The sequence below is a fragment of the Vibrio sp. 10N.222.52.B7 genome (assembly GCF_041474275.1).
In the GTDB taxonomy this organism is placed as follows: Bacteria; Pseudomonadota; Gammaproteobacteria; order Enterobacterales; family Vibrionaceae; genus Vibrio; species Vibrio crassostreae_C.
Genome location: NZ_JBFRTU010000071.1, coordinates 1 through 22,755, shown reverse-complemented (window position 1 = coordinate 22,755; position 22,755 = coordinate 1). Strand labels below are relative to the sequence as shown.

The 22,755-nt window shown below is 43.3% G+C and carries 24 protein-coding genes and 1 riboswitch; of the genes, 12 read left to right on the top strand and 12 right to left on the bottom strand.

All coding sequences use genetic code 11. The annotated features are described in order from the left end of the window. Positions 1-536: 536 nt before the first annotated feature. Positions 537-1,061 carry a DUF3087 family protein gene (locus AB4512_RS17795; RefSeq protein ID WP_065584102.1) on the bottom strand — a complete coding sequence of 175 codons (525 nt, stop codon included), beginning with the start codon at positions 1,059-1,061 and terminating at the stop codon, positions 537-539. Between the two features lie 256 nt (positions 1,062-1,317). On the opposite strand from AB4512_RS17795, the gene trmY reads away from it, so the two are divergent. Beyond that, positions 1,318-1,917 (top strand): tRNA (pseudouridine(54)-N(1))-methyltransferase TrmY, encoded by a 600-nt coding sequence (trmY, locus tag AB4512_RS17790; RefSeq protein WP_017083166.1) that lies wholly within the window; start codon positions 1,318-1,320, stop codon positions 1,915-1,917. 74 nt (positions 1,918-1,991) lie between these two features. Here trmY and AB4512_RS17785 read toward each other — a convergent pair whose 3' ends face one another. From AB4512_RS17785 to AB4512_RS17775, 3 genes are read right to left on the bottom strand one after another with little or no spacing between them, the layout of a single operon-like run. Continuing rightward, on the bottom strand, positions 1,992-3,065 hold the full coding sequence (locus AB4512_RS17785; RefSeq protein ID WP_372175279.1) for an HlyD family secretion protein: 1,074 nt from the start codon (positions 3,063-3,065) through the stop codon (positions 1,992-1,994). After that, the gene (locus tag AB4512_RS17780) at positions 3,032-4,348 is read right to left on the bottom strand and encodes a glycosyltransferase (RefSeq protein WP_372133198.1); all 1,317 of its coding nucleotides are present in this window, start codon (positions 4,346-4,348) and stop codon (positions 3,032-3,034) included. The genes AB4512_RS17785 and AB4512_RS17780 overlap by 34 nt, the downstream gene beginning before the upstream one ends. Beyond that, entirely contained in the window at positions 4,335-5,690 is a 1,356-nt protein-coding gene (locus AB4512_RS17775) for a diguanylate cyclase (protein WP_372175278.1), read from the bottom strand. The genes AB4512_RS17780 and AB4512_RS17775 overlap by 14 nt, the downstream gene beginning before the upstream one ends. 364 nt (positions 5,691-6,054) lie before the next feature. Here AB4512_RS17775 and AB4512_RS17770 point away from each other — a divergent pair, with 364 nt between their 5' ends. Continuing rightward, positions 6,055-7,257 carry a hypothetical protein gene (locus AB4512_RS17770; protein WP_372134125.1) on the top strand — a complete coding sequence of 401 codons (1,203 nt, stop codon included), beginning with the start codon at positions 6,055-6,057 and terminating at the stop codon, positions 7,255-7,257. A gap of 100 nt (positions 7,258-7,357) precedes the next feature. Here the strand turns inward: AB4512_RS17770 and AB4512_RS17765 are convergent, their stop codons facing one another. Continuing rightward, a complete protein-coding gene (locus tag AB4512_RS17765; RefSeq protein ID WP_017070391.1) occupies positions 7,358-8,458 on the bottom strand; it encodes a permease in 1,101 nt (366 codons plus the stop codon). Positions 8,459-8,691: 233 nt separating this feature from the next. Between AB4512_RS17765 and AB4512_RS17760 the strand changes: the two genes are divergently transcribed. Beyond that, the gene (locus tag AB4512_RS17760; protein WP_004733042.1) at positions 8,692-8,988 is read left to right on the top strand and encodes a helix-turn-helix transcriptional regulator; all 297 of its coding nucleotides are present in this window, start codon (positions 8,692-8,694) and stop codon (positions 8,986-8,988) included. Further along, positions 8,972-9,556 (top strand): RNA polymerase sigma factor SigZ, encoded by a 585-nt coding sequence (gene sigZ / locus AB4512_RS17755; RefSeq protein ID WP_017061700.1) that lies wholly within the window; start codon positions 8,972-8,974, stop codon positions 9,554-9,556. Before AB4512_RS17760 ends, sigZ begins: the two co-directional genes overlap by 17 nt. Before the next feature lie 120 nt (positions 9,557-9,676). Here sigZ and AB4512_RS17750 read toward each other — a convergent pair whose 3' ends face one another. Further along, a complete protein-coding gene (locus tag AB4512_RS17750) occupies positions 9,677-10,291 on the bottom strand; it encodes a YitT family protein (protein WP_017065874.1) in 615 nt (204 codons plus the stop codon). A 460-nt stretch (positions 10,292-10,751) separates the two neighbouring features. Next, complete coding sequence (locus tag AB4512_RS17745) at positions 10,752-10,901, bottom strand: hypothetical protein (RefSeq protein WP_017061698.1); 150 nt, start codon at positions 10,899-10,901, stop codon at positions 10,752-10,754. Positions 10,902-10,930: 29 nt separating this feature from the next. Between AB4512_RS17745 and AB4512_RS17740 the strand changes: the two genes are divergently transcribed. The 3 genes from AB4512_RS17740 (at position 10,931) to AB4512_RS17730 (ending at position 13,530) form a co-directional block, all read left to right on the top strand. Continuing rightward, on the top strand, positions 10,931-12,142 hold the full coding sequence (locus tag AB4512_RS17740; protein WP_017061697.1) for an MFS transporter: 1,212 nt from the start codon (positions 10,931-10,933) through the stop codon (positions 12,140-12,142). A gap of 221 nt (positions 12,143-12,363) precedes the next feature. Next, positions 12,364-13,089: a sulfite exporter TauE/SafE family protein gene (locus tag AB4512_RS17735; RefSeq protein WP_170962367.1), complete on the top strand. Its 726-nt coding sequence runs from the start codon at positions 12,364-12,366 to the stop codon at positions 13,087-13,089. A 78-nt stretch (positions 13,090-13,167) separates the two neighbouring features. After that, a complete protein-coding gene (locus AB4512_RS17730; protein ID WP_017061695.1) occupies positions 13,168-13,530 on the top strand; it encodes an MmcQ/YjbR family DNA-binding protein in 363 nt (120 codons plus the stop codon). 53 nt (positions 13,531-13,583) lie between these two features. Here AB4512_RS17730 and AB4512_RS17725 read toward each other — a convergent pair whose 3' ends face one another. Then, on the bottom strand, positions 13,584-14,330 hold the full coding sequence (locus AB4512_RS17725) for a phosphatase PAP2 family protein (protein WP_017064917.1): 747 nt from the start codon (positions 14,328-14,330) through the stop codon (positions 13,584-13,586). A 386-nt stretch (positions 14,331-14,716) separates the two neighbouring features. Further along, positions 14,717-14,867: riboswitch (FMN riboswitch) on the top strand. Positions 14,868-15,055: 188 nt separating this feature from the next. On the opposite strand from AB4512_RS17725, the gene ribB reads away from it, so the two are divergent. Together ribB and AB4512_RS17715 are read left to right on the top strand one after the other, a co-directional pair. After that, positions 15,056-15,712, top strand: coding sequence for a 3,4-dihydroxy-2-butanone-4-phosphate synthase (gene ribB, locus AB4512_RS17720; RefSeq protein ID WP_017054827.1), 657 nt, complete (start codon positions 15,056-15,058; stop codon positions 15,710-15,712). 341 nt (positions 15,713-16,053) lie between these two features. Further along, entirely contained in the window at positions 16,054-16,902 is an 849-nt protein-coding gene (locus AB4512_RS17715) for a hypothetical protein (protein ID WP_102332193.1), read from the top strand. 106 nt (positions 16,903-17,008) lie between these two features. Here AB4512_RS17715 and AB4512_RS17710 read toward each other — a convergent pair whose 3' ends face one another. Beyond that, on the bottom strand, positions 17,009-17,929 hold the full coding sequence (locus tag AB4512_RS17710) for a LysR substrate-binding domain-containing protein (protein WP_372175276.1): 921 nt from the start codon (positions 17,927-17,929) through the stop codon (positions 17,009-17,011). A gap of 154 nt (positions 17,930-18,083) precedes the next feature. Here AB4512_RS17710 and AB4512_RS17705 point away from each other — a divergent pair, with 154 nt between their 5' ends. Next, positions 18,084-18,722 carry an NAD(P)-dependent oxidoreductase gene (locus tag AB4512_RS17705; protein WP_372175275.1) on the top strand — a complete coding sequence of 213 codons (639 nt, stop codon included), beginning with the start codon at positions 18,084-18,086 and terminating at the stop codon, positions 18,720-18,722. Between the two features lie 77 nt (positions 18,723-18,799). On the opposite strand, the gene AB4512_RS17700 is transcribed toward AB4512_RS17705, so the two are convergent. Next, a complete protein-coding gene (locus AB4512_RS17700; protein WP_017064919.1) occupies positions 18,800-19,453 on the bottom strand; it encodes a cupin domain-containing protein in 654 nt (217 codons plus the stop codon). Positions 19,454-19,588: 135 nt separating this feature from the next. Beyond that, positions 19,589-20,356, bottom strand: coding sequence for an SDR family NAD(P)-dependent oxidoreductase (locus AB4512_RS17695; protein ID WP_065584096.1), 768 nt, complete (start codon positions 20,354-20,356; stop codon positions 19,589-19,591). A gap of 105 nt (positions 20,357-20,461) precedes the next feature. Here AB4512_RS17695 and AB4512_RS17690 point away from each other — a divergent pair, with 105 nt between their 5' ends. Beyond that, entirely contained in the window at positions 20,462-20,800 is a 339-nt protein-coding gene (locus tag AB4512_RS17690) for a helix-turn-helix domain-containing protein (RefSeq protein ID WP_004741127.1), read from the top strand. A gap of 47 nt (positions 20,801-20,847) precedes the next feature. Here AB4512_RS17690 and AB4512_RS17685 read toward each other — a convergent pair whose 3' ends face one another. Continuing rightward, entirely contained in the window at positions 20,848-21,753 is a 906-nt protein-coding gene (locus AB4512_RS17685) for a LysR family transcriptional regulator (protein ID WP_136974130.1), read from the bottom strand. 225 nt (positions 21,754-21,978) lie between these two features. Here AB4512_RS17685 and AB4512_RS17680 point away from each other — a divergent pair, with 225 nt between their 5' ends. After that, a complete protein-coding gene (locus AB4512_RS17680) occupies positions 21,979-22,698 on the top strand; it encodes an SDR family oxidoreductase (protein WP_372175274.1) in 720 nt (239 codons plus the stop codon). The last annotated feature ends 57 nt before the right edge of the window (positions 22,699-22,755 follow it).

Here is a 22,755-nt window from a genome sequence, read left to right as displayed (position 1 = left end):
TGACTTCAAAACTAATATTTACCGCTCTTTCGAAAAAGAACAGAAACATGTAATTCTAAAGCTATTACCCCTCTCTTCTTAAATAAATAGGAACAGAATGGTAATGAATTGACTGTGCCGATAATAAATTATCGATTGGTCACTCAGTTCATTGAAATCAAGTTGAAACCGAAGTTTCATTTTTTGATATTCATCAACGAGTGCCCACACAGATTGATAGGTTTAAATTGTTAAAGAGCTTTGCTTATCGAAACTTTCTTTTTACAAAGAAACCCTTGAAAGCGGACGTGAATTCTAGCGATTTAATCTTAAGTGTCAAACACTTTTTAAAATTAATTTGTTTCGAACTTTCCGTCTTACTGATTACCGCTGAAGCCTTGTGGCGTCTGCCGTGTCAGTGACGCGGCATTATAGAGATCATCGTAAACATGGCAACCCCTTTTTTGATAAAAATTCAAAAAAGTTGCTTAAGTGTCTACTTTTACGTCAAAAGCGTCTTTCACAGGTCAAAGCTCATACAATAATGGGTGTATTACTTAAAACTTTGCGATTAGATCTTTCGAAAAAGCCTCTATATCTAGCTCAATGCTCCATTTCTCACTCACTTCTAGGATGTTATCTAGCGATTGCTGAACTGTTTTTATCGTCAATGTGTTGTTGTCTAGGTCGTATACCTGTTTTTGCGTGGTGTAATAGAAATAAAGGATGGTCAGCGCGTCTCGGTCGCCTTGCTCAGCTTTGGGTTGAATACGCTTGAGCTTACGATAGATTTGATTATGGATTTGTTTAAGGTTCCATACATAAAGCGCTTCTTTGAAGTAATCATGCCCTTTCACACGGCTCGCGATAAATGCATTCAATGCGACTGATAAGATCACACCTAATACGTTCAAGTGGAAATTACCTGTCGATTCGCCTGCGATTGATTGCCCTGAACCGAATAGCTCGATCAGTATGGTTCCGAATACAATGGCGAACACTGCGAGTGACCCAACCAACGAAACCAACAGCAGGTTCATCTTCTTTCTATATTCTTCTTTATTGATCTTCTGTAACTTCATCGACTACTTCCTTATGTAAGTCACCTAATAATTTGCGCATACTATCTACGTAAACATTTGGTCGCTTCAACCCTTACCATCTTGTAATGTGGTCATTCTCTATTTAATACGCAGAGTTCTTCTGGTTGGCGCTATACGGAACTCTATTTGACTTCATTAATAGAAAAGAGTTACATACCGTCATAATTTTGGTTATTCATCAATTCATGTTGATAAAGTCTGTTTCGCTTTATCACATACTGACAAGGTACATTCCATGCGTTCATTTGTATTACGCGCTCGCGCAGCCCCTACAGAGAGTAAACTTATCTTAGAAGGTGTTGGGCAAGACGCTCATACTGAGATTCTGGCTCATACTCTGATGAACACGATCTTCGTTGCTCAATCTCACCGTGAGAATGTCACCGTGCACCTTGTGCTAGAAAGTACTAAAGACTTTTCACGTACCATTACATTCGATTCAAATGAAATCACCAACATTGGCGGCTTTCATGAATCTGCACTGTTATCTGCGGTAGTAAGAGCGGTTGACGCTTCTCAAGGCATGACAAAAGAACAAACACGTCAGGTAGAACCGGGCATCACTGTTCGTACGATGAGCTTTGAAAAGTTGGTCAAAGAACTGGCCGAAGACCACCAGCTGTACATGATGGATAAGAAAGGCGACTTTATCCGTGATGCAGAGATTGCGGAAAACCCATGTTTCCTTCTGACTGACCACATCCCAATGCCGAAGAAAAGCTACAACAGCTTAAAGCGCTTAGGAACAGAAAAGATCAGCTTAGGCCCGAACATGCTGTTTGCTTCTCAGTGTGTTGTGTTGATCAACAATGAGCTTGATCTAAGAGACTTCTGATTCAACTCATAGCTGTTGAAATAAAAATGGAGCGATCACGCTCCATTCACTCCTTTGTTCAGTTAACATCCGAACTAAAAACGAGCTTTAACTGTCATCCCTTCAACCCAATACTCTTCCGGCGGTGCTGTAATAAAGTCCAATACAACTTTCAAATACGCCGGCTGACCTTCAAACGGGCTTACTAACTGGCTTGGTAATTTGCTCACAACTTCTACCGAATCGGACACTTCAGCTTCAAAAGAGCTACCGTTAGGAAACTTTACCAACGCTTTTGCTCCCTTTACCGCGTCTTCTAAATATTTAGGGTCTAGGTAAGCCACGATATGAGGAACGGTATTTTTTGCTATCGTCACTAGCTCATCGCCTTCAAAAACTCGCTGCCCTTCGACAACATGTATGTCTACGACGCGACCCGCATAGGGAGACTTTACCGATAACTCTTGCTCTCTTACACGCTTAAGGGCTAAATCTTTCATCAATGAACGTTTAGCCTGACTAACTGGTCCAGCTAACTCCCGCTCCTCTTCAGCCAATTTCGCGCTTTGATAATCAAGCTTTTGTTGATTCAACTGGTTGTTCAGCGAGTTACCCATTCCAACAATACTGGCATAATCCACATCCGATACTTGTCCTTTTTTACGATATTCTTCATAACGCTTTTGAATTTGCTGTACTTTACTGAGGTTCCGACGCGTTTCTGCAATACCGTTTAAGTGCAATGCTTCCATATCGCTTGGTAAATTGACTTTTAACCCTAACAGCTCCGCATGTATAAACTCAATTTGAGCTTCAATTTCCAAATTCGTCAATTGAATTGCAGTCTGTGCTCGCTCCACTTGAGTGCCGTCGTCTATGGGTATCGGCCCAACAATGCCTGCAACCTTAGCAGTCAGAGTAACTGGATAAGACGTAACAATAGCCGGAGCAATCACGAGAAAATTTGTCTTCAAGAAAAAATAAGCCACGAATAAAAGTGGGCTTATTACCAAGCTCAAGATCAAATACCAACGAAAGCGATAGCCCCCTCTTTTTGCTTGTCCGTAAGCAACCTTCACACCATCATCCGATTGAGGTTTGTTTTTTTTATCCAGATGAAATTTTACTTTCATTGCTAAAACCTTTTGCCTTTTTTCAATACCCACCAAGGAGCCATACTCGACTCTTCGTGACTTCTTCTAAATAATTCATTAATCATGGAGAACGCAGTAATCAAGCGCATAAAAAACTGATAAAAAGGATAGAGGGGTAGCCATTTAGCCATTCTTAGATCCTCTTTCTCCCTTTCAGAAACTAAACCAATGTAAACAGTAAAAAATAGAATTACGGTAAACAAATACACGCAATAAATTAGAATCATCAATGCAGCAACAAAATCAATTGAGTGAACCCAAAATATATAAAACATGAACACTGAAACTAGAATCGGCAGCAATACATTTTGCAATACACCATAAACGAGAGTGAAGATGAAATTCCCCCAACCCAGTAAACGGGGGGTTAGTCCTTCATTGTGTTTCCTCAAAAACAGAAACAATAAATCTCCGTCCCATCTAAGCCTTTGCTGTACTAATCCTTTTAAGGTATGAGGCACGTCAGTATGACCGACAGCTCTTGGTGCAAAAGCCAATCTATTATTTGGGTAGCGTTTCTTATATTGCTTAAGCCTCATCGTTAAATCGAGGTCTTCAGCCGTATGCGTATCCCAACCTCCAACTTGTTTTAATACATTTTTTCTAAATGCACCAAAGGCTCCAGAAATATTATTTAGCACTCCCCAATTTGAGAGCCCTGTTTTTCCTGCTTGCATAGACAACATATATTCTAGAGACTGCATACGAGTAAGTAAGTTGTCCTGCCAATTTCTTACACGCAACGCACCACCCGAAGCAATCACATTCTTGTCAGTAAATTGCTTCATCATTTGCAGTGCCATATCGTTATCAAAAGAAGTATCGCCATCAACATTTATAACAAAATCGCCGGTGGCATTATCTAAACCAGCATTCAATGTTGATACTCTTCCTCCCCTTTGCCACTTGGGTATAACTCGAACATTTCGATTTTTTACACATTGATGTCTCTGCTCACCTCGAATCGCAGCTTGATATGTATCTTCATTCTGAGCTGCGCCATCAACTACCGCTAACACTTCAATCTTTCCGGGATACAGTTGCTCAACTAGTGTATCTATCGTAATTTCAATCGCATCCCCTTCGCCATAACAAGTAATGACGAAAGATATGCTCGGGTATTCTGTTATCTCAATATCACTCTCAGAATAAGACCAACGAAATATCCCTGTTAACACGAGTAAAAAAAGTGGCAATTCAACAATAACCATCATGGGAAACAGCATGAGCCATAGCTCTGCATTTTCGAGTAACATCCCCCAAAAATATTGTTGAAGATTGAGGCTATTCGACAGCATAAATTTCGCCGACTTTACTCTCTAACCACGCCCCTACGTCCTCTTTAACCATGGGGTCAGGAAGGCTCCAAGCAAACACATTCAATGTAAAATCATCGTCTTCAATAAGTAGACAAAGGGCTTCTATTTTTTCACGCAGAACATTGATATGTTCCATCTTAGCTTTAGGCATAAATACGAAAAGAACATCACTTTTGTATTGACAACAAATATCTGAGTCTCTAAACAAACCGTTAAGGCGCTCAGTAATTTGCTCGATCAAAGCAAACATTTTCGCATCTCCATTCTTAGATACATATTGAGCTAAATCAGGAAGATGCAGACCTAGGAGAAGATGCTCTTCTTGATGACGGATAGCGATACGATTGACCCAATCAAGGAGGTTTGAAAAATACCCGCTGTCTACTTTGCCGCGTAGTGTCAGCTGTGGAGCAGATAATTTGACGCCGTGACGGAATATATACTCGCCCTGCACACCTAATTTTAATGAATAGATTTTCCTGACAACCAACTGAGAAACATCATTCTTGGCGTCACAACTAAAACAAACAGCCAAAGTCTCAGCTTCAGAAAAGGAATGAGAACAAACGTTACATGAATGAGTCTCTAACGCGCGGTCATAATCCACACCGATATGACGAAGTTGAGTTAAACATTTAGGGCATTCCAGTTTATGGTTACGTTTAAATTGTCCTTGTTCGGCTACATGACCACAGGTGAAACAATGTAATGAGACACGCTCGGTAATATCAATGTCTTTACATGAAGGGCACACTTCGATGTAATTCAAATGAGCACTAGCGCAGTCAGAACATACACGGATTCGATTGATCAACTCATCATATTCAAACGTATCACGCTTGGTTTCTGACAAAACAAAACGATATGTAGAACTTAACTCTGGATAATATAAGTCGACTAAAGGGTAAGAATATATCGATTTCAGAGTCAGGGAGTGATGAGGGACTAGTCGTCGATCTTGCTCCAACCCTAACCATCCAATTAAAGGGTCTAAAGCATCCGTCGATGCAGAAACACTGTTCAACGTTCTACTATGTTGGGTCAGTTCTTCCTCAATAGTATCTTGATTTAAAACTCCATCAGATAAACAAACTGATAATGCGCTAGTTTCAAATACATAAATCTTCCAAGACCAAAACTTTCTGCAACGGTGAAGTTGACTTAATAAATCATCTTGTACACTGGCTTCCGTGTTTAGAAAAACTACACCACCTAACAACTCTGGCAGTTGCTCAATATCACTTACTTGTGCGATATCAAATCGATCTTCCGCATCAACGATTGGGGTCCCAAGACAGTAAATTTTTAATTTATCTCTCATTCATTAACTCCATACTTTTGACACTTCCACCGTCAAATAAACGTAACATTCTGAATATTAATGAATGCTATTGGATTGGTCGGCCTTATACAAATACTAGATATCGATGTAAAAACAGTCCAATTATTAACCAATAATATAAAATACTGACACCATTGCATTAACAACACGGAAACATAGATATTAATGATAATTTTAAAATTATAGATATACAGCACTCCAAAAATTGGATAGCGATACTTTTTTCAGACTAATTACATCAACTTTCGGAGCAATGCCTCTCTCTAACTCATTCAATCTTATAAATTTCTCATATCACTTCTATACTGATTCCAATCTTAATTAATCGTGTTAAAGGCAAAGGATGAGCGTATTAACCGTATTCTTCTGTGGTACAGGCTCAAACTCAGAAGACAACAACCACAAAAACTATGTTTCTGGCGAATTGATTTCGACGCTAGCGAAGAATGCAACGGGCAGAGACATGATTGACTACATTCAAGTGGATGGCGTTGGCAGTGGGAATCAGAACGAATGGTTGAAGCAAGGTAAGGACGACACGTATTCTGGAGTTAAGGGAACATTGCTAGGCAAAGGCATCGACAGCAACATGCGTCATGTACTGAATATCTTGCGCGGAAGCCAACAAGATAAGAATAACTACATGAAGAGAGCAAAAGGACTGCTTAGTGAATCTCGCCCAGAAAAATCAGCTTGGCCTTTCGCAACCAACCAAAAATATCAGGATTGGTTGAAAGACTCACAAGCACTGGCAGCCGATCTAAAACAAGGTATCGCTGCTCGCCAACAGAACATAGCGATTGAACGCCAAACTAAACCGATTAGCCAAGTTAACATCGTAGGTTGGAGTCGAGGTGGTGTCAGTTGCTTTGAATTGGCGAACCGAATGCTCAAAGACACCAAGCTAAGCCATATTCCAGTCAACATTTTTGCGTGCGACCCCGTTCCCGGTGGGATGAACGCATTCAAGGATTACAAATTACTGGGCAAAAACGTCAAACAGATCGTGTGTGTTTTTGCTGAAGACGAACGTTCATTGGCTTTCAAAGCGAGAATGCCACGCTTGTCCCCATCCACTAAATATTACACAACCTACATGCCAGGCCGACACGGCACTTTGGTAGGGAACGCGAATACCTCTGGCGGAAGTAAAGGTGCGGGTTTACTTACTGGTCCTGGGCTAGTGACTCGTGATTTCATGGAAAAGGTATTAATGGGTTGGGGAACGCAACTTAAGGCGAACTCGACGTTGAACTTTTCTAGGCAGCGCATCATCGAGTTATACGAGCAAATGCGCAGTAATGAAGAGCACTTCAATAAAATGCACGGCATGACTTACACGGCAAAGAACCGACTGTTATGGACAAGTAAAGATCGAATCGGTCAGCAGAGGGAGCGTCGTTATGGGATTCCGATGTATCGCTTTCAGTTCCCCGGAATCACTAACAATTACGGCGATGCCATTAATCGTCATCACTGTGATGTGTTAGCCACCAATGCTTTCGCTGCATACGGAACTTCGGCTGCGCTGCCAAACCCAGTCTGATATGCATGGTTTGTTAAACACAAAAAGAGCTCAACTATGTGAGCTCTTTTTTATTATCTATCTCTTTGTATCAATGGTGTTATCTCGAAATCAGACCTGATTAACCAAAGATGAAGCTGTATAGGAAGCCTGCACCCATCGCCATGCTTAGGATAACGAATAGGAATGCTGCAATCATTTGGTTCTTGAAGATTGATTTAAGCAGGATAACTTCCGTCAAACTTGCACCTGCACTACCAATGATCAATGCCATTACTGAACCCAACGCCATACCTTTCTGTACTAGAGCTGCACTTAGTGGGATTACCGCTTCAGCACGAATATACAGTGGAATACCAATCACGGCTGCTACTGGAATCGCATACCACATACCTTCACCAGCGTACTGTGCAATAAGGTCTGTAGGAATGAAGCCGTAGATGAATGAACCAATCGCGATACCCATCATTAGGTAAGGGAAAACTTGTTTGAAGTCTTTCCAAGTTGAGAACCAAATTCTCATCCAACGACTAGGTTCTTTCTTCTCTACGATTTCAGCTGTTGCGCTTCCATCCGCTGAACAGCATGAAACCGTTACTTGTGGCTCTTCTTTTTTAGAATCGCAGCAAGATGTCTCTTTCGCCATTACGGGTGCAGGTTCGCCACATGCACTTGTACCACATGAAGATTCTGCTTTAACCGGTGCTGCTTTCTTAGGAGCAGAGTCACCACAGCTAGTGCCACAGCTTGAAGCTGAACCTGTTGATTCATACGCTTCAGGTTTTACGTAACGCTCAAAGCCAAGCTTCTCAAGTGCGTAACCAGCCACTACAGACACCGTCATTGCTACAAGGAAGTAGAACACAGCAACTTGCCAACCGAAGGTAATCACAAACAAACCAATGATCACTGGGTTCAATAGTGGGCTACCAAATAGGAACACCATCATTGGACCGAAACCCGCTCTTGCACGCAGCAATCCTTTTAAGAAAGGAATGGTCGAACATGAACAGAAAGGTGTAATTGCACCCAGTAGTGCTGCTACTACATAACCCTTACCATTACGTGAGCTCAGGATAGATTGAATCTTTTCTGGTGTAAGGAACTCTTGAAGAATCCCAACAATGTAGCTGATCGCTAAGAAAAGGATAATTAGCTCTACTGCTAAGAAAGCGAACATATCAAGTGCGTCTTTCAGCATTGTTAACATTTCATTGCTCATAATTAACTCCAAACTGGATTGAAGGTCGGGCTCTATGAGAAAAGTAACCAACCCTTAATTTCGAATATTCTCGAATTATAGAAATAAACAGCTCCAGAACAAGCATTATTTCGATAAAAATCGAAATGATTTTCGAAAACACAGTTTTTCAATAACTTACACAGACACCGTTTTTAAATTTGAATTCGACATACATTTCGACTAACATCGAAATTAAATCTTGAGGAGTTAATATGAACTTAGAAGTCGTTGCGAAAGCACTTAAAGAGTTGGGGCACCCTATTCGCCTAACCATTTATAAGAGTGTCGTTAAAGCTGGCTACCAAGGCATTGCAGTTGGCGGCCTACAAGAAGAGCTAGGCATTCCCGGTTCTACCTTGTCTCACCACATATCAAGCTTGGCGTCTGCGGGCCTAATCAGCCAAAGACGAGAAGGAAGAACTCTATTCTGCGTGGCGGAGTATGAGTGCCTAGAAGGTGTGATTGATTTCTTACAAGACGAATGTTGCGTAAATGAACAGTGCAACTAATGCACCTTTGAAGCTCGAACAAGTCTGGGCCGAGTATCAGCAAGCATTAAAGTCATTCCTGCATTCAAAGGTCAACAACTCTGCGGATGTAGACGACTTGCTCCAAGATATCTTGATTAAGACCTATCAGAACTTAGATAAGGTACAAGATGCTAGCAGTGTTAAGGCTTGGCTGTTCCAGTTAGCCAACAACACCATTATCGACTTCTACCGTAAGCATGCACGCCAACAACGTGATAGCCAAATTGATGCTGAAGATCTGTGGTTTACCGATTTAGACCACGACTCTGAATTTAAGCAGAAACTTTCATTGTGTATTGAACCTTTTATTCAGGCATTGCCAGAACAAAGTTCATCGCTACTGCTTGCGGTCGACATCAAAGGCCAAAGCCAAAAAGAGATCGCAGAAGCGCAGAACGTCAGCTATTCAACGGTTAAATCCCGCGTGCAAAAAAGCCGTGCTGATCTTAAGAACCTGTTTGAAGAGTGTTGTAACTTGTCCCTTGATCAACAAGGCAATGTGATTGATTGCGAGCTTAAGCCGAACGCCAGCTGCGGCAAGTGTTAATCGTTACATCGAATCCGTTATTTCAATAGAACAAAGCCAGCAATTAATGCTGGCTTTGTTGTTTTCATAATCTGCAAATCACTCTTTACTTAAGCAAATCTAGAGCTTGAGCGAACCGAACTATGCTGCTTCCGCTTTTACCACAGGTTGATAGCGCCCCGGTTTATGATTCATTGCTAGAATCAAGTTGGTGACTATCGCACCAAGCACAGACAGAAGAACCAATGACACATCAACAATGAACAGAGAAAGCACAACAATCGTGCAGTCTAATGCCATCTGAACCTTACCTGCTCGAATTCCAAAACGTTCTTGTAAGAACAACGCCAGAATGTTGAAGCCACCTAAGCTCATCTTGTGACGGAAAATCACCAGCATGCCGGTACCAATCAAGCCACCACCAAGTAAAGCTGCATACAATGCATGAATTTCGGCAATTTGAATCACGTGATACAAGTGATCCACGGCGAACGAAACAATCGAAACCGCGATAAACGTATTGATTGTGAAGCGCCAGCCCATACGAGCAACCGACAAAATATAGAAAGGTAAGTTAAGTGCGAAGAATACTTGGCCAAAGCTCAAATCTGTTACTTTGGTAATGAAGATCGCTAGACCAGCCGTGCCCCCGGTGAGCAAACCGACTTGGTTGAAAAAGATAACGCCGAGTGAAACCAATGCGCTACCTAAGATCAGTGCCAGTAAGTTTTCGCGAAGATTATGATCTTTATCCATGTGAATGACTCTCCCTGAATCTTTTAACATCGCGTTTCAGTAGTCTTGAAACGATTTATGCCCAAATTTACGATGTTTGACAGATAAGTCGAGTGAACGAGCAATGTTGCTTAGTGATTAGTTTGTATATTAGTTTTTACAGCTTTGTGAAACTTTAAATTAAACAGCTAGTTATAAGCCTTAATTTAGACTTTCATTCTTAATTAGATACTTGTTTCTATTAACTAACGAGCTTCAAGTTTTCTTATTTATTGAGCGCGCTTTATACCAATTCCAATCAAGCGACAATCTATGCATAAGACGCATAGACTACATCACAAATGGTCATTTGATACATACCCGACTCATCACTATGATGCGCGACTTCTTACAACATTGAGCGCATGTCAACACCGTATGTTTTCACAATCTCTTTTTGCCCAACTTGCCAGAATGACGTTATTCCTCGTCATTAGTTTGGTTATTGTGCATCACAGTCAGCCATTGATTGATCTCTTGGCTCAGCATGCCGTAAGCAGTGGTTGCCACCAGCAGTCAGGGCATGATCATTCTGGGCACGAACATCACCATGAGATGACTGACCAACACATGTCAGCGCAAGACCACTCACATCACCACCATTAATTTAAGAGTATTAGAATGAGCATTTTCCGTTTTCCTTTACTGGTATGGCTAGGGATAGGCACACTTATTATCAGTCTAGGGATCAGACAATCATTCGGCATTTTCATGATGCCAATTTCAGAGCATTTCGGCACGGGTCGAGAGTTTTTCAGCTTCTCTATTGCTCTACAAAACTTATTGTTCGGTGTGTTCCAACCTTTTGTTGGTATGGCCGCTGACAAATGGGGAGCAAGACGCATCATTATTGCTGGCGCATGTGCTTACGGTTTGGGTTTACTTCTTACCTCAATTTCTACCGAATCGAGCATGCTTTACGTTTCGTTAGGCGCACTGGTTGGTCTTGGCTTGAGTGCGACAAGTTACGTGATCGTGCTTGGCGCAGTAGCGAAAGTTGTACCAGCAGAGCACGCGGCTAAGGCGTTTGGCTTAACCACGGCTGCAGGTTCATTTGGTATGTTCGCGGTAATTCCGGGCGCACAATACATGCTGAATGAATTTGACTGGCAGAGTGCGATGCAAGTGTTTGGCGTACTGTGTTGTTTGATGATCTCTTTTGCGCTGTTCATGCGAGCGCCTAAAGCAGCCTCAAACAAACAAGCGCAAGCTGAAGAGAACCAAACACTCAAAGAAGCGTTGTCTGAAGCGTTTGCTCACAAAGGTTACTGGTTGATTCACGCGGGCTTCTTCGTGTGCGGTTTCCACGTAATGTTTATCGCAACGCACTTACCGAGCTATTTAGCAGATAAAGACCTACCCGCGAGCAGCGCTGCGATGGCACTGGCTTACGTTGGCATCTTCAACATCTTCGGGTCTTACTTCTGGGGTGTAATGGGCGATAAGTTCAGCAAGCGTCATGTAATGTCGGCACTGTACTTAGTGCGTACTGTGGTTATCGGTGCGTTTGTGACTCTGCCTGTGACTGAATCAACCGCGGCTATCTTCGGTGCGGCCATTGGATTCTGTTGGTTGGGTACAGTTCCGCTAACGTCTGGCTTAGTTCGTCAGATCTTCGGTGCCCGTTACCTATCAACGTTGTACGGCTTGGTATTCTTTACTCACCAAGTGGGTAGCTTCTTAGGCGCTTGGGTGGGTGGTCGTATTTACGATTACTACGGTTCTTACGAGCCAATCTGGTGGTCAACGGTGGTGCTGGCATTTGCAGCAGCACTTATCCATTTACCAATCAATGACAAGCCCATTGAGCGACTGAAATTGGCAATGGCTTAACGTTTTATGCTGACTCCCCCACTAGCGTAAACAAGTCGTTCCAATAAAGCGAGTGAGTATTGAAAGGAAGCATCCTGAGATACTCACTCGCTTTTTTGTTGGTCGTTATAGTAGAAATTATAACTAGCGAAACTGGCATAAAGCTCACTGAATAATAAGACTATTATTTTAGTTTTCATTTATAGTATCCACCCGCTCCTTTAAAACTAATCCGCAGGCTTATGGAATACATAGATCAGACTGTCCTTATCGCAATGACACTCATTTTTGTCGGCTCGTTTGTGCAAACCGCAATCGGCTTTGGTTTGGCCATTGTTGCAGCCCCACTGCTGTTTTTGGTCTCTCCAGATTATGTGCCTGCGCCTATCTGTTTGATCGGTCTGTTTATCTCGTTATTCAACGCTTTTAAACATAGAGCAAATATCTCTATTGGCGGATTAAAAATCGCATTGCTGGGCCGTATTCCTGGGTCACTGGCAGGTGGTGCTTTGTTGGTGATGGTTTCAACGAGCGTGTTATCACTATGGTTGGGCTTATTGGTAGTATTTGCCGTGATTGTTAGCCTACTGCCCTTTAGACTCGAACCAACCCCAACTAAGATGGGTATTGCGGGGTTCTTCTCTGGGTTCTTTGGCACCAGTTCTGGTATTGGTGGTCCACCGATGGCACTGCTACTCCAACACCAAGATGCCAATCAGCTTCGTGGTAACCTTTCTGCGTTTTTCGTGTTTAGTTCGATCATTTCGTTGGTTGTACAGATCCCAATTGGCTTCTTCACGCTACACCACTTGATCATCACTATACCTTTGCTGCCTGCTGCTTGGTTGGGTTACAAAGTGGCGTTAATGACGACACAAAGCATCCCTAAAGAGAAGATACGCATTGGTTCATTACTGCTATGTTCTCTCAGTGGCTTTACGGCAATCTGGCAGGGTTTAGCTGGCTAGTTATTGGCGATAAAGATAAGAAGAAGAAAGACATCTTAGAAAACCAACACAAACACCCAATAGATAAAAGGACGCTCTATGACTTACGACGAATTCAACGCATTCTGCGAGTCACTGCCTGCAACCAGTTATGTGATGCAGTGGAATAACTCGCACGTTTGGAAAGTGGGTGGCAAGGTGTTTGCGATTGGTGGTTGGGGACCGAAAGATGAGCCTGCGTTTATCTTCAAGGCGTCCGATCAGAATTTCGACTTTCTCAAAGAAGAGCCGGGCTATAAACCCGCACCCTACTTTGCTTCACGCGGTATGAAATGGATTCAGCTGTTTGAAAGCACGCCACAAAGGGATGAGGAGCTGAGATACTATCTCATTGAGTCACACCGAATTGTGTCCTTAGGTCTAACCAAAAAGAAGCAAGCAGAGCTAGGGCTCAATCAGTAGCGTTTATTACGTACTGCTAATCTGAGCCCTTCTTTTGCAGTGAGGACGGATCCCTAAGAAGTCTGTTTCAAAAATGCAGGTAAATAGCGTTCTATTTTTTGCTCTGAGATAAGCGGCACCAATAAATAGATCAAACCCGCAAAGGCAATAGATCCGGCTAAGTCTTCTGGTCGATGCATGCCAAGCCAAACACGGCTATAGGCGACACCACCAGCCCAAACCAGTAAACCGCCGACTAGATAAAAGCGTTTCGCCTCTAGGAGAAGACCACCAAAGAACGCCAAACACACACCGACGAAAATCATATGTCCAGATGGGAAAGAGTAGTCAGTTTCACCCAACCAGTGACGCGTTCGCCACTCGCTCACCTTATCTTGTACAGACTCAATCGCAGCATTCTTTTCAACCAATGGTAATTCGTAAAACACTTCCGGCATATCAACCACTTCCTGCGTCACCAAATACTCAGAATAAGGACGAGGGCTCTCAGTGGAATGCTTTAAGAAGGTTTTCGCTGCAAAGCTAAGCACCAACAACAGGCCGAGCTGCAGACAAAGACTGACTAACTTCGCTTTGGAAAACTTCATCGTGAACAATACTAAAGACAAAATCGCTAGTGTTACCAAGAACCCTTGATTGCCCGCAGAGTAAGTCACAAACGTTATGAAGGCGCCATAGAAAGGCAAAACAGCACTTCCAAGGTCGAAGTCAGATCCAAAGATCAAAAAGGGTATGAGGGAATACAAACTTAGAACGAGCAGTAATAAGCCTTTGGATTTGTTAGAGAACAGAGAAGTCATGGCTAAGATCTTTTAGATAAAGTGGTCGGATGCTATCGCAGCTTAGCATCGTCAATATCAATTTTATGTCAAAACGGTCAGTCAGCCGTCATGGTGTAACAATATTCGATTAATGGACCTCTTGAGTATTGATTCGGTGAACAGCCACGCCAGCACCAATAATGTTCAACATCCATTTATGTTCATAGAGATAGCAAAAACCACTGAAACCAGATGAGACAAAGGCATCATCCCATTAATAGACTACCGGACGCGTTCTGCTGATAAAGTGAACACTTACCGGATTATAAGGCCAGAATCTTAAAAACTTTGCTGTCAGTCCTTTAAATCCACTATTGAAAGGATTACCATCTGGTCTGCTTTCAAAAGCAAAACAGATTATTAATTTTTATTCTCAGGGCGGGGCGAAATTCCCCACCGGCGGTATGTCCTTAGCAAAATCTAAAGATAAGCCCGCGAGCGCTCGATTCGTCGAGGTCAGCAGATCTGGTGAGATGCCAGAGCCGACGGTTATAGTCCGGATGAGAGAGAATGAAAACACACTCGTTTAAGTTGGAAAGGCGTACCCGCGTGAGTTGGGTTCGTACCTCCAACTTAGGCGGGTGCATTTCGTTTTGGATAAAACCATAATGAGCTAAAGTTGACTTGTAATGAGTAGGCTTTGTTGTGCTCGGTTGAGATCCCTCATACAGCCCTGATTCTGGTGATATTTTAGGAGTTTAACCATGAATCAGTCTTCACTACTTGCCGAATTTGGCGAACCAATCACTCGCGTTGAAAACGCACTGCAAGCTCTACGCGAAGGTCGTGGCGTACTTCTACTTGACGATGAAGATCGTGAGAACGAAGGCGACATCATCTACTCAGTAGAACACCTGACGAATGCTCAAATGGCGCTTATGATCCGCGAATGCAGCGGCATTGTGTGTCTGTGTCTAACTGACGAGCAAGCGAACCAACTTGAACTTCCACCTATGGTTGTTGATAACAACAGCGCAAACCAAACTGCGTTTACCGTCACTATCGAAGCGAAAGTTGGTGTAACAACAGGTGTTTCTGCCGCTGACCGTGTAACAACGATCAAGACAGCTGCAAATCCAACAGCTAAGCCTACTGACCTTGCTCGCCCTGGCCACGTATTCCCATTGCGTGCTCGTAAAGGTGGTGTACTTGCTCGTCGCGGCCACACAGAAGGTACAGTAGATCTTATGCAAATGGCTGGTCTTCAATCTGCCGGTGTACTTTGTGAAGTAACCAATCCGGATGGTACGATGGCAAAAGCGCCAGAGATCGTTGCTTTCGGTAAACTACACAACATGCCAGTACTGACCATTGAAGACATGGTGATGTACCGCACTGAGTTCGATCTTAAGCTTGCGTAACGTTTAGTGCTAAACGCTTCTTAGCACTTAAGCTAACGAAACTCAGAAATGAACATTGAAAGGCCTCACTCTTACTGCTTTTTCTAGTTAAAAGTATATAAAGGGTGAGGCCTTCTTCATTTCCTACACTGAAATCTAAGTTCCATCTCCCCACCGACGACTAACCTCTCAAAAAATCCTGCAAAACATGAGAAACATTCACTCGAATGGTGAAGTCATGCACCATCATTGATCATCCATAACCACAGAGAAATCATAAGCAACTGAAATATAACACTTATTTATTTTGGCACGGTGTCTGCACTACCACTAAGTAGGTATACAAATATTAGGAGTTGAATATGTTTGTAGTTATTTCAGTGGGTTTATCCCTATTAGTACTTGCGGCCCTGTTTCATTTCTCAAGGAAGAGACAAACAGCGCTATCACACAGGTTTGAAACCTTAGTTCTGCTTAGAGAATTATTGTTGTTATCACGCAAACATCGCGCGGCAACGCACTATGCTCTGGCGTATAAATTGTCTAGCGACTCGATTCGTAAAGTGAACGAGATTTACGACAACATACTTGAGGTATCTGAGCTGCTTCAATCCCATGTGTCGTTTGACAGCCGCCCTATGTATCGCATCTATCACCTCAAGCTCATCGCTATGCACAGCGACTGGCAAAACCGTAGCTTGGTGCGTAACCAATCGATTCATGGCAAAACAATTCGCCATAGCATGTTCTTGATGGATGAAGTAATGATCATCTGGCTAATTCAGTCTGAGCGTGAAGACATGAGCCGTGAGTACCACATGAATTGGCAACAGATCTTAGATTGCATGGAGATCCTGACCAAGTTACGAATGTGTATCCCTGATATGGAGAAGCCTGAGGAGTATTTGAGATTCAAATTCTACGCCTCTCAGACACACAGAAAACTCAACCAGTTATCGATTATCTGCCCTCTTAGTAGTGGGTCACCGGTTTGTACGCGAGCGATGCATGCACTCTCAGAGATCGCATCAAGTAACGAAGCGACCCAACCGGCAGATAGCATGTACGAATTAACCAGTGATATCTCTAGCGTCGTGTCGCAAGTTTACGACCAAGTATTATCCGACATTACGAGAAGCTTGTATCAGCCTTTACCAGACATCAACGAAAAGGTGATAAATACCCGATTATCCGTACACCATTACATGTAAAGACTTCGTGAGAGGAGAGCGTGCTGGAACTCTGAATTATTGAGTTCAAATCCGATATCACCATTGATATCGGATTTTTGTATTTATGGGCTTTTAATTTTTGTCGCTATGTATCATTGCCTATGAAGTTTCTAACATCATTAGACCTGATATCGCTAGCCCAAGCTTGTGCCGCAAAATCAATAAACTGACGAACAACCGGAAGCTGATAGCTGCGAGACAGATACACCGCCCAAAGCACGCTGCTTGGCGAAACAAACTCATCCAATATTCGTATCAATTTGCCATTCGCAATCAGTGGGTTGGCTAAGTCACAAGGTAAACGAACTACCCCTTTCCCGTGCTGTGCGGCACGAGTTAGCACTCCAACATCATTAGCCTTGATAGTGCCAGACACCTCAACCGAATAGTGTTGATTGTCCTTAACAAAATCCCACTTAGAAACATTCAAGTGACGAAAACAATTGTGTTTTCGAAGCGCCTCGACCGTTTCAGGTTCACCATATTTGTCCAAGTAGGCTTGCGAGGCACACACCACTGAATCAATAACCATTAGCTTTCGTGCAATCAAGCTATCGTCAGGTTGATCGGTATAACGCAGCGCAATATCGATTCTGTCATCCACCAGCTGAGCAAAACGGTCAGAAGCAAAAAGTTCTACCGTGATATTGGGGTGAAGCTCTGTGAACTGCTCAACCACATCCAACAACATGTGCTGAGTTAAACCAATCGGAGCAGCAATTCGAATCACACCTGAAAGAGCATCGGTTTGATTCAGTGCGGTCACTTCTAACTCCGCCGTTTCATGGAGTATTTTCTCGCAGCGCTGTAAGGCGATTTCCCCTGCAGCCGTCAAACTCACCTTACGAGTCGTTCTGTGCAACAACCGCTGTTTTAGCCACCCTTCTATCTCTCGAATATGACGTGAAACCTGCAACCGGCTCATATCTAAGTGCTCTGCTGCTTGAGTGAAACTGGCACAATTTGCGACTTCAACAAAGCTACGCATCGCCGTCAATCTATCCATCACACTTTCTCTTATCCATTGAACCAAGTCTATTAGATAACTATATAGATACAATCTACATCATTTTACGATATTTATCGCAATCTAGTGAGCTATTAGACTGCAATGGCTGTCGAGAAACAGACTCAATAAATTAGATAATTGGAGAAACATTATGAAAATTGCAGTATTAGGCGCATCAGGTTGGATTGGTAGTCACATCGCTCAAGAAGCTCAAGCTCGCGGACATGAAGTTGTTGCTGTTGTAAGAGATGCAATCCGCGTAGAAACCCAAGGCATTGAAGTTCGTTCATTTGATTTACAAGACGAAGCCGCAAATCTAGCAAACGCACTATCCGGCGTTGATGCAGTAATTACTTCGATTGGCGGACGCGCTCTAGGTAATCACGACATCGTAAAAAACACTGCGACTAAATTGCTAGCCACATTACCAAGTATCGGTATCGAGCGCTTGTTGTGGGTTGGCGGTGCAGGCTCATTAGAAGTAGCACCAAACGTACCGTTAGTGACCGTTCCTGACTTCCCAGCAGATTACAAAAACGAAGCACTAGCACAGGGTGAAGCGCTTGAAGTGTTCAAGCAATCTAATAGCGAAGTTAACTGGACGTTCGTTAGCCCTGCCGCAGAAATCTTCCCGGGCGAGAAACTATCAACCTACCGTACCGGTGGCGACCAACTGCTCACCGACCAAGATGGCAACAGCAAAATATCCGTTAGCGATTACGCTATTGCGATGATTGATGAACTCGAAGCTGGCAAATTCCCACGCCAACGTATTGGTGTTGCGTACTAGTCAGCTCATATATAAAAACTAAAAAAAGCCGCTTGTTCAAAACAATGCGGCTTTCTCATCTTTTACTGAGCATTCCTTTAATCCAATGGCAGATGCCCTGTTTTCACTAGGATAACCGTCTCTTCTTCCACATAAGGAAAATGCTCACTCATGTGTGGGCTGCGCATCCATGTGTGTTTTGGATACTCACCATGTTCGTCTTTAAAGGTGCCAGAAAGTACAAATATCTCTTCACCGCCAAAGTGGCGATGCGGCTGAAAACGTTCGCCAACCGGCCACTTCACTAACGCGACATGCTCGTGTTCGAACTCATGCAGTGGCATCACTTGTAAGCCGCCAATACCCTGAAGCCATTCTGTTTCCAAAGTATTAATACGAACTTGAGTTAAGTCTCTCGCGTCAAATTGGTTGAGCTTAACCAAGATCGTACAGCCATTTTTGCTGGATGGGGAATGCGCGCTGCCCGGCGGATTACGGATATAAGTGCCCGCTGGGAAATCTCCGGTTTCATCAGAGAACACACCCTCTAATACGAAGATCTCTTCACCTTGCGGATGTGGGTGCTCAGAAAACGAAGAGTCAGGATCGTACTTCACCACGCTGGTCGTGTGGCCCGATTCTTTCTCTTCTCTTTCAAGTGGCTTACGCCAAACCCCTTTAGCAGGGCTTGCGACCCAATCTAATGTCTCGGTTTCTATAACCAGTCTCTTTGAAAAGTCCATATTGAACATAATGGCGACCTTACTCTTGTTATCGTTTTAATTATTATTGTTGTCTTTCTCGTTTCTATTCTACGCGAATACTGATCAAGGAGGCTATCTCGCTGCTATTTTGCCTGCGCGATAGCCACCTAAAAAGAATCCTAATTAATTGCGGCCAGCAATCACTCCGCCATCAACATCCCAGATTGCACCCGTTACCCAATCTGCACTGTCTGACAGTAGGAAAGAGATGCTATTAGCGATGTCTTTCGGCAAACCTACTCGACCAATAGGATGGAACGCGTTGAAGCCTTCTAGCGCTTGATCCACTTCTTCAGGTTTGATGAAAGATTCGTAAATCGGCGTTTTAACAACAGCAGGAGAAACCGCATTCACGCGAATGTTGTAGTCCGCAAGCTCCATCGCCATGTGCTGTGTTAAAGCGTGCAAGCCAGCTTTTGCCATTGAATACGCAGAGGATGGTGTCGCTCTAATAGCTTGTTTGGCCCACATAGAGCCTACATTTACCACGTTTCCGCCACCGTTTTTGATCATCAACTTGCTGACAGCTTGAGTGATGAAGAAGGTTGCTTTATTGAGCTGCATGTATTGCTCGTAATCAGATTCTTGGTGTTCAATAAACGCTTTAGGGTTGAAGTAACCAGCCGCATTCACAAGGTAACCAATACCTTCTTCGAGCGACTCTAAATGCGTAATAAGACGAGACACACTTGCATCATCATAAAGGTTAGCTTGCCAGCCTGAAGCATGACCGAGCGATTGCAGCTCTGACACCGCTTTATCTAACTTAGTTGGGTTATTGCCGACCACCAACACATGGATGTTTTGAGCGACTAACTGCTTCGCTGTTTCAAAGCCCATGCCGCTTGTGCCACCAATTACGACTGCAATACCATTTTTAGTGAAGTTCATTTTGTTATCTCCTAAGTCATGTGAACGTGGTAATCTTAGGCTTTGAACTAACACTATGAATAGTAAGTACAAATCGGTTAGGTAGGTACTTATTGGTACATCTTTATGAAAAATCAGGAAAACTTTTTTTCAAGAAAATCGGCACCAGAGCGTTCCGCTCGTATGGTCGAAACCATCTACGGCTGTAAATGGTCGCTAACGGTTTACCAATTACTGGCAAATGGCATTAATCGCCCCGGTGAAATGGTGCGCTCGGTCGAAGGGTTATCGACCAAAGTATTGAATGAATGCTTGAAGCGAAATGTTGAGTTTGGGATTTTGGATAAGCAGATGTTCAACGAACTCCCACCAAGAGTTGAATATCAAGTGACGCCCTTTGGTGAGAAGTTCTTACTGATTCTGGATCAACTGGAAAGTCTACAAAACGAAATCGACGAGATGTAAGCCCAAGCAAATCCACTCTATTCCAAATAATGGACAGCACGCACTATTTAGCTGACTGGCATTTGCTCAAAACGGCCTTTCACAAAATCAATGAAGGTTCGAATTCGGCTCGGTTGATAGCGGTCTCGATGATAGATCGCTGAAAAGTCCACTTTCGGCACTATCCACTCATTAAACACCTGCTCCAATTGCCCATCATTGATCTCTTGCAAGCAATAGATGGTTGGTACACGAATAATTCCGTTGCCCGATTTCGCGCCCTGTACTAACACTCGCCCATTCTTACATTGCAGCCTACCCGTGACATGAACATCGACTGTTTTCTTGGTGTCATCCAAAGCTTGAAAGCTCCACTTACGCACAGACCCCGTTAAGCAGTCATGGTGAATGAGATCTTTAGGATGGTTTGGCTTTCCTTTGCGAGCAAAATATTCAGGGCTTGCGAGCGTTCCCATCTCGATGTCCAAAAGCTTTCTCGCGATAAAGCCCGCATCTTCAAGGCTTCCCATACGAAATGCGATATCGAACGCGTCTTCAATCAAGTCGACTCGGTTACTACTGAAATCAAGGCTGATGCTGATGTCTGGGTAGAGTTGCATGAACTCATTGACCAGATCCGCGATGATCACCTCGCCCAGATAACCGCCAACACAGTTTACTTTTATGTCGCCACGTACTTCTTCGACGTCATCCACAGCAGCAATCAAGGCTTGGTCTATATTATCTAAGGCTTGTTCACATCTCGCGTACAGATCTTGCCCTGCGTGAGTCAACCTTAAGGTTCGAGTGGTGCGGATAAACAAGGTCACGCCCATCTGTTTTTCTAAACTACTCACTTGGCGTGATACGTGGGAACGAGACACATCCAGCTCCTCCGCCGCTTTGGTGAAGTTACCTAAACGAGCGATAAGCACGAAAGAACGAATATCAGACAGGTTAATTTGATTGAGCATGGCCGCCAGCTTACTTGTGAAATTTAAAAAGCATGAAGTAATAAAATGAACGCACTTATTGTTGCACCACAACAACAGTGTTTCAAGTAAAGCGCTATATATCAACAATGCTATTTTCCTTAATATACCTCCATCGCAACGAAGCAAGGCAACAAGCACTTGATTCGAATGCACTTAAACAATACGTCGTAGCCAACCGACGCAAAAAAGTACAGAGGAAATAAAATGAAAAAACTAATCGTAATTACAGGTGCAAGCTCTGGTATTGGTGAAGCAATCGCTCGTCGTCTATGCGATGAAGGTCACCCTCTGCTACTTTTAGCTCGTCGTGTTGACCGCCTTGAAGCGCTGAACCTACCAAACTCACTGTCAGTAAAAGTAGACGTAACAGACAAAGCGTCTTTTGATGCAGCAATCGCACAAGGTGAAGCGAAATTTGGCCCTGTAGACGCGCTTATCAACAACGCTGGTGCAATGCTTCTTGGTCAAATCGATACTCAAGACGCTCAAGAGTGGAAGACAATGTTCGACGTGAACGTTATTGGCCTTCTAAACGGCATGCAATCTGTACTTGCTCCGATGATGGAACGCAACACAGGTACTATCATCAACATCAGCTCTATTGCGGGTAAGAAAACATTCCCAAGCCACGCAGCTTACTGTGGTACTAAATTCGCGGTACACGCTATCTCTGAGAACGTTCGTGAAGAAGTTGCTGCTTCAAATGTTCGTGTTACCACTATCGCACCGGGTGCTGTTGAAACTGAGCTTCTGTCTCACACAACATCTCAAGAGATCAAGGACGGTTACGATTCTTGGAAAGAAGACATGGGCGGCGTATTGGCAGCTGACGATATCGCTCGCGCTGTATCATTCGCTTACCAACAACCACAGAACGTATGTATCCGTGAAATCGCTCTAGCACCAACTAAGCAACAGCCATAAGCCTTTGCTATCGCTACTAAATCAGCGATGAACTAAAAAAGCGCCACGACTTAACAA